At 76.8% G+C, this 5,684-nt stretch carries 4 protein-coding genes; 2 read left to right on the top strand and 2 right to left on the bottom strand.

Translation table 11 applies throughout. From position 1 onward, the window contains the following. Positions 1-118: 118 nt before the first annotated feature. Together ACFV61_RS31515 and lanKC are read left to right on the top strand one after the other, a co-directional pair. On the top strand, positions 119-1,381 hold the full coding sequence (locus ACFV61_RS31515) for an MFS transporter (RefSeq protein WP_380495320.1): 1,263 nt from the start codon (positions 119-121) through the stop codon (positions 1,379-1,381). Between the two features lie 70 nt (positions 1,382-1,451). Further along, positions 1,452-4,076, top strand: a complete 2,625-nt coding sequence (gene lanKC / locus ACFV61_RS31510) for a class III lanthionine synthetase LanKC (RefSeq protein WP_380495318.1) — start codon at positions 1,452-1,454, stop codon at positions 4,074-4,076. Here the strand turns inward: lanKC and ACFV61_RS31505 are convergent. After that, entirely contained in the window at positions 4,069-4,446 is a 378-nt protein-coding gene (locus ACFV61_RS31505; protein ID WP_380495316.1) for a hypothetical protein, read from the bottom strand. The genes lanKC and ACFV61_RS31505 overlap by 8 nt on opposite strands. Positions 4,447-4,482: 36 nt before the next feature. Beyond that, complete coding sequence (locus ACFV61_RS31500; protein WP_063348813.1) at positions 4,483-5,532, bottom strand: family 2 encapsulin nanocompartment cargo protein polyprenyl transferase; 1,050 nt, start codon at positions 5,530-5,532, stop codon at positions 4,483-4,485. Positions 5,533-5,684: the final 152 nt, after the last annotated feature.

Genomic DNA, 5,684 nt, shown 5'->3' with positions numbered 1-5,684 from the left:
TGTGTGGGTTGTGTTTTGTGTTTTTTTTTCTCCCGGCTCGGGGGGGGGGGGGGGGGGGCGCGGGGGGGCCCCCCCCCCCCCCCCGGCCCGATTCCACCCCCCACCCCGGAGGACGGCCATGGAGCCCACCTCGCTCTCCCGCAACCGGGACTTCCGGCTGCTCTGGGTCGGCGGCCTGATGGCCTCGCTCGGCTCCCAACTCGCCTCGATCGCCCTGCCGTTGCTCGTCCTGCGGGAGACCGGATCGGCCGCCCAGGCGGGCGCCATCGGCACCGTCTCGATCGGCGCGCTGCTGCTCACCATGCTGCCCGGCGGCGTCCTCGCCGACCGGATCGAGCGGCGCCGGCTGATGCGGGTGTGCGACGTCGGCAGCCTGCTCGCCGTCACCGCGCTGGTGATCGCCGTCCTGCGCGGCCACACCCCGCTGCCGCTGGTGCTGCTGGTGGCCGCCGCCGGGGCGCTCATCACCAGCGCCTACGGGCCCGCCGCCGGCGGCCTGCTGCGCGCGGTGGTGCCGCGCGAGCAGGTCCGCGCGGCCTCGTCCCGGATGCAGGCGCGCGGCGCCGCAGCCCGGCTGGTCGGGCCGATCGCCGGCGGCGCGCTGTTCGCCTGGCACCCGGTGCTGCCGTTCCTCGCGGAGGGCGTCGGGTTGCTGCTCTCCACCGTCTGCGTCGCGCTGATGCGGACCCGCTCGGTGCCCGCCGCCAGGAGCGGCGCGGCGTTCAGCCGCGGCGAACTGACCGCCGGGCTCAGCTTCATCTGGCGCCAGCCCTACCTGCGCACCCTGCTGCTGATCTTCGGGCTCGGGATGAACTTCGCGTTCAGCGCGTTGATGTTCACCACCCTGGCCGTGGCCTCCGACGGCGGCCGCTCCGGGATCGGCGGCGGCACCGTGGTCTCCTGCACCGCGGCCGGCGCCCTGGCCGGCGCGCTGCTCGCCCCGAGGCTGGAGGCCCGGACAGGGCCCAGAGCGCGCTCTGGGGCGGGCGACGGCAGGCTGGTGGCGCTCAGCTGCTGGGCGGCCGCCGCCACCGCCGGGGTGCTGGTGCTCACCCGGATCCCGCTGCTGATCGGGCTGCTCTGCGCGGTGTGCATGTGCCTGTCCACGGTCGCCAGCATCGGCTTCGTCTCCGGCATGCTGCTCGCCGCGCCGCCCGACCGGATCGGCCGGGTGCAGAGCGCCGCCGGTTTCCTGTCCACCCTGGTCCAGCCGTTCGGCCCGCTGGTGGGCGGCGCGCTGCTCGGCGCCCTGGGCGGCACCCGGACCTTCGCCCTGCTGGCCCTCGCCATCTCGCTCTGCGCGGCCGTGGTCACCTGGGCGCCGCCGGTCCGGCGCGGCCCGGCGCCGGCCCCGGCACCGCTACCGGCGCCCGCAGGCTGAACGGCCCGGCGGCCCGGGAGACGAATGACCCGGAAGAGCTTGGAAGACGACCCGGAAGAGGAGGCGCGCCATGGCCGGCGCCCAGGAGACCCAGCTGTACTGCCTCGCCGATCCGACGTACTACGACACCCCAGGCCGCCTCCGCGACCGGGCCGGCCGGTACCAGCTGGGGCTCGGCGCACCGCCCGCCGGGTGGCGGCGCGAACGGCGCGGGCTGTGGACGGCGCTGCGGCCGGACGGTGCCCGGCTGCCGGAGCAGGGCTGGAAGATCCACATCTCGACCGTGCCGGAGGAGGCCGAGGCGACCCTGCGGGCCGTCGCGCGGGTCTGCACGGCGCGCCGCACGACGTTCAAGTTCCTGCGCAGCGACGAGGCGCTGCGGGTCGCGAACGGCAAGTACATGGGGCGCGGCAGCAGCGGCAAGTTCGTCACCGTCTACCCGGCGTCGGAGGAGGAGTTCCTGGCCGTCGCGGCGGAGTTGGCCGAGGTGCTGGCGGGCCGCCTGGGGCCGTACGTGCTCACCGACCTGAGGATCGGGACGGCCCCCGTGTACGTGCGCTACGGCGCGTTCGTCGAGCTGTGGTGCCAGGACGAGGACGGGCGGCCCGTGCCCGCGCTGCGCGACCCGTCCGGCGAGCTGGTCCCCGACCGGCGCGACCCGGTGTTCCAACTGCCCGCCTGGGTCGACCCGCCCGAGGAGCTGCGCCCGCACCTGGCCGCCCGGGAGGCGGCCGGCGGCGACCTGCCGTACCGGATCGTCGAGGTGCTGCAGTTCTCCAACGCCGGCGGGATCTACCTCGCCGAGCACCGGACCACCGGGGAGCGGGTGGTGCTGCGCGAGGCCCGCCCGCACGCCGGGCTGGACGCCGCCGGGGACGACGCCGTCACCCGGCTGCGGCGCGAGCAGTGGGCGCTGGAACGGCTCGCAGGCCTGGACTGCGTGCCCCGGCTGCACGAGGTCCGGACGGTCTGGGAGCACACCTTCCTGGTCCAGGAGCACATCGAGGGCGTCCAGCTGTTCGCCGAGGCGATCCGCCGCTACCCGCTGGTGCACCAGGACTGCACCGCCGGACAGCGCGCCGAGTACGCGCACTGGGTGGCCGGGGTCGTGGCCGGGCTGGAGAAGGCGCTCGGCGCCCTGCACGAGCGGGGCGTCCGGTTCGGCGACCTGCACCCGGCCAATGTGATCGTCCGTCCGGACGGTTCGGTGGTGCTCGTCGACTTCGAGTACGCGGAGGAGCTCACCGGCCGCCGTGTCCCGCTCGCCGGCGCGGGCGGGTTGCAGCCCCCGCCCGGGCTCGACGGGGCCGACGCCGACCGCCACATGCTCTGGGCCACCTGGCTGATGCTGCTGATGCCCGTGATGGAGCTGGCCGAACGCGATCCCGGCAAGCTGCCCGCGCTGGAACGGCGGGCACGGCACTGGTTCGGCCTCGGGCCGGAGGAGGGACCGGTGCGGCCGGGCGCCGTGGCGCCGGTGGAACCGGTCGGCGAACGGCGGGTCCGCGAACTCCTCGCCGGGCCCACCCTCGACGCCGCCAGGAACGAACTCGTCGCCGGCATCCACGCCGGGGCCACCCCCGACCGGCCGGACCGGCTCTTCCCCGGCGACCCGGCCGGATTCGCCGACGGCGGCACCGGCGTCGCCCACGGCGCCGCCGGCGTGCTGTACGCGCTGCACCGGGCCGGGGCGCCCTGCCCCGACGAGTACGCGGACTGGCTGATCGCGGCGATGCGGCGGCGCGGCCCGAGGCCGGGCGCAGGCGGGCTCTTCGACGGGCCGCTCGGCGTGGCGGCCGTGCTCGCCCGGGTCGGCCGCGGCGACGAGGCCGCCGAACTGGCCGCACAGGCCCGGCAGGCCCGGCCCGCGCCCACCGTCGCCCTCCACGGCGGCCGGGCCGGCGCCGCGCTCGCCCGGCTGCGGCTCGCCGACGCCCTCGGCAGCCGGCGCGAACTCGCGGACGCCCTCGCCGACGCGCGGGCGCTCGACGCGGTGCTGCGCGGGCAGACCGTCCCGGGGCTCGGCGCGCCGACGGCGGCCGGACTGCTGTACGGCCTCGCCGGGATCGCCCTCGTCCAGCTGCGGCTGTACCAGCGGACCGGCGAGGACTGGCTGCTGGCCTCCGGGCGCGAGGCGCTGGAGCGCGCCGTGGCGCAGTGCGTACGGGTGCCCGACGGGTCGGTGCAGGTCCTCGACCGGGGGCGGCGGCTCGCCTACCTCGACCGCGGCAGCAGCGGGATCGCGCTCGTCGCCCAGGAGTACCAGGCGCTCGGCGGCGGCAGGTCCGAGGAGTTCGGCCGGTCTGAGGAGTTCGACGGGTTCCGGGAGTTCGGCGGGTCCGAGGAGTTCCTCGCCGACGTGCGGCGGGTCTGCGCACCCGGATTCGTCCGCGAGCCCGGGCTGTTCCGGGGCCGCGCCGGGCTGCTGCTGGCGCTGGACCGGCTGGGCGGGCCGGCGGCCCGGGACGCCGTCCGCGAGCAGGTCCGCAAGCTCCAGTGGCACCTGGTCGCGCGGCCGGAGGGGCTGCTCGTCCCCGGGATGCGGCTGCGGCGGTTCTCGGCGGACCTGCACACCGGGGCGGCGGGCGTCCTGCTCGCCCTGCGGGCCGTCGAACAGGGCCTGGAGGGCGGGGAGTTGCTGGACATGCTGACGCTCGGCCCAAGGGGCGCCGGTCGGCGCGGCGGGCTCAGTTGAGGTTGTCGGCCAGTACGGTGCTGTGCTCGCGGGCGTGCAGGTGGGTGAGGCGGGGGAGGGCGTAGAGGGCGGCGTGGGCGGTGACCTCGCCGGTGGGGGAGGTGACGGCGCCGGTGTCGGTGAGGGCCTCCAGGGTGCGCAGGGCGAGGCGTTCGGGGCGGCCGAGGGCGGCGGCGGCCTCGGGGAGGGTGAACAGCAGGGAGAGCGGGAGGGCGGCGAGCCGGCCGAGGGCGAGGCGGCCCTGGTCGGTGAGGTCGCGCCAGCCGGAGTCGAGGCGGGCGCGGACGGTGACGTCCCCGGCGACGAGTTCGTCCAGGGCGCCGGCCGGGTCGGCGAGGCGGGCCGCGCCCCCCCCCGCGCCCGCCCCCACCCCCCACTCCCGACGAGTCCGGTCGGACGAGCCCGGTCAGTGGCTGCGGCGGGTGACCAGTTCGGCCAGCACCAGCAGTTCGTCGGCCGCCGACGGCTCCGGGACGGCCGTGGCCAGCTGCGCCATCGCCGCCGCCATCCGCTCGCAGGACTCGCCCTGCGCCCAGCCGCGGCCGCCGGCGCCTTCGACGGACGCCGCGCACTGCGCCAACTCCTCAGGGCTGAGCTGGCGTTCGAGGGCGTACAGCCCGGCGAGCCGGGCCCCCTCGGGGGTGCCGGAGCCCAACGCCGCGACCACCGGCAGCGACTTCTTCCGGGCGACGAGGTCCGCGCCCACCGGCTTGCCGGTCACCGCCGGATCGCCCCAGATGCCGATCAGGTCGTCGATCAGCTGGAACGCCAGGCCGATCTCCCGGCCGAAGCCGTCCATCGCCTGCGCGGCCTCCTCCGACCCGCCGCCGTACAGGGCGCCCATCGCGCAGGCGGCGCCGAGCAGGGCGCCGGTCTTGGCCTCCGCCATCGCCAGGCACTCGGCGAGCGAGACGTCGCTGCGCTGCTCGAAGGCGCAGTCGATCTGCTGGCCCTCGCACAGCTCGACCACGCAGTCGGTGAGCCGGCGGACCGAGCTCCGGGCGGCCGGGTGGGCGTCCTCGGCGAGCAGGCGCAGCGCCAGCGAGTGCATGGCGTCCCCGGCCAGGATGGCCTCGGTGGTGCCGAACACCCGCCAGGCGGTGGGCCGGTGGCGGCGCGTCTCGTCCCGGTCGATGACGTCGTCGTGGAGCAGCGTGAAGTTGTGCACCAGCTCGACGGCGGCGGCCGCGGCGGTGGCCTCGGCGGTCGTGCCGCCGAGTGCCTGGGTGGCGGCGAGGACCATGGCGGGCCGGATCGCCTTGCCGGAGGGGGCGTCGGCGGGCGAGCCGTCCGCCTCCCACCAGCCGAAGTGGTAGCCGGCGACCTTGCGCATCGCGCCCGGCAGTGAGTCGACGGCGGCCCGCAGGACCGGGTCGACCAGGTTGCGGGCCCGGGCGAGGACGTCCGCCGCCTCGTTCCCCTCTTTGTGGTCCCGCTCCAGTGTGGAGCTCGTCATGGGTTTCTCCCCCTGTCGGCCTGCGGTGAGGCGGCCTGGTGTGAGGTGCCGGTCGTGGGTAGGGGCAGACCGGGGGTGGGGGGGGGGGGGCCCGGGCCGGCCGCGTTTAGGGAGTGTGGGGGGGGGGGGGGCCCGCGCGGGGGGTGTGGGGA

This window comes from Kitasatospora sp. NPDC059817, assembly GCF_042731835.1.
GTDB lineage: Bacteria > Actinomycetota > Actinomycetes > Streptomycetales > Streptomycetaceae > Kitasatospora.
Note: the sequence above shows the minus strand (reverse complement) of the source record. Positions and strands in the feature narration are given on the sequence as shown.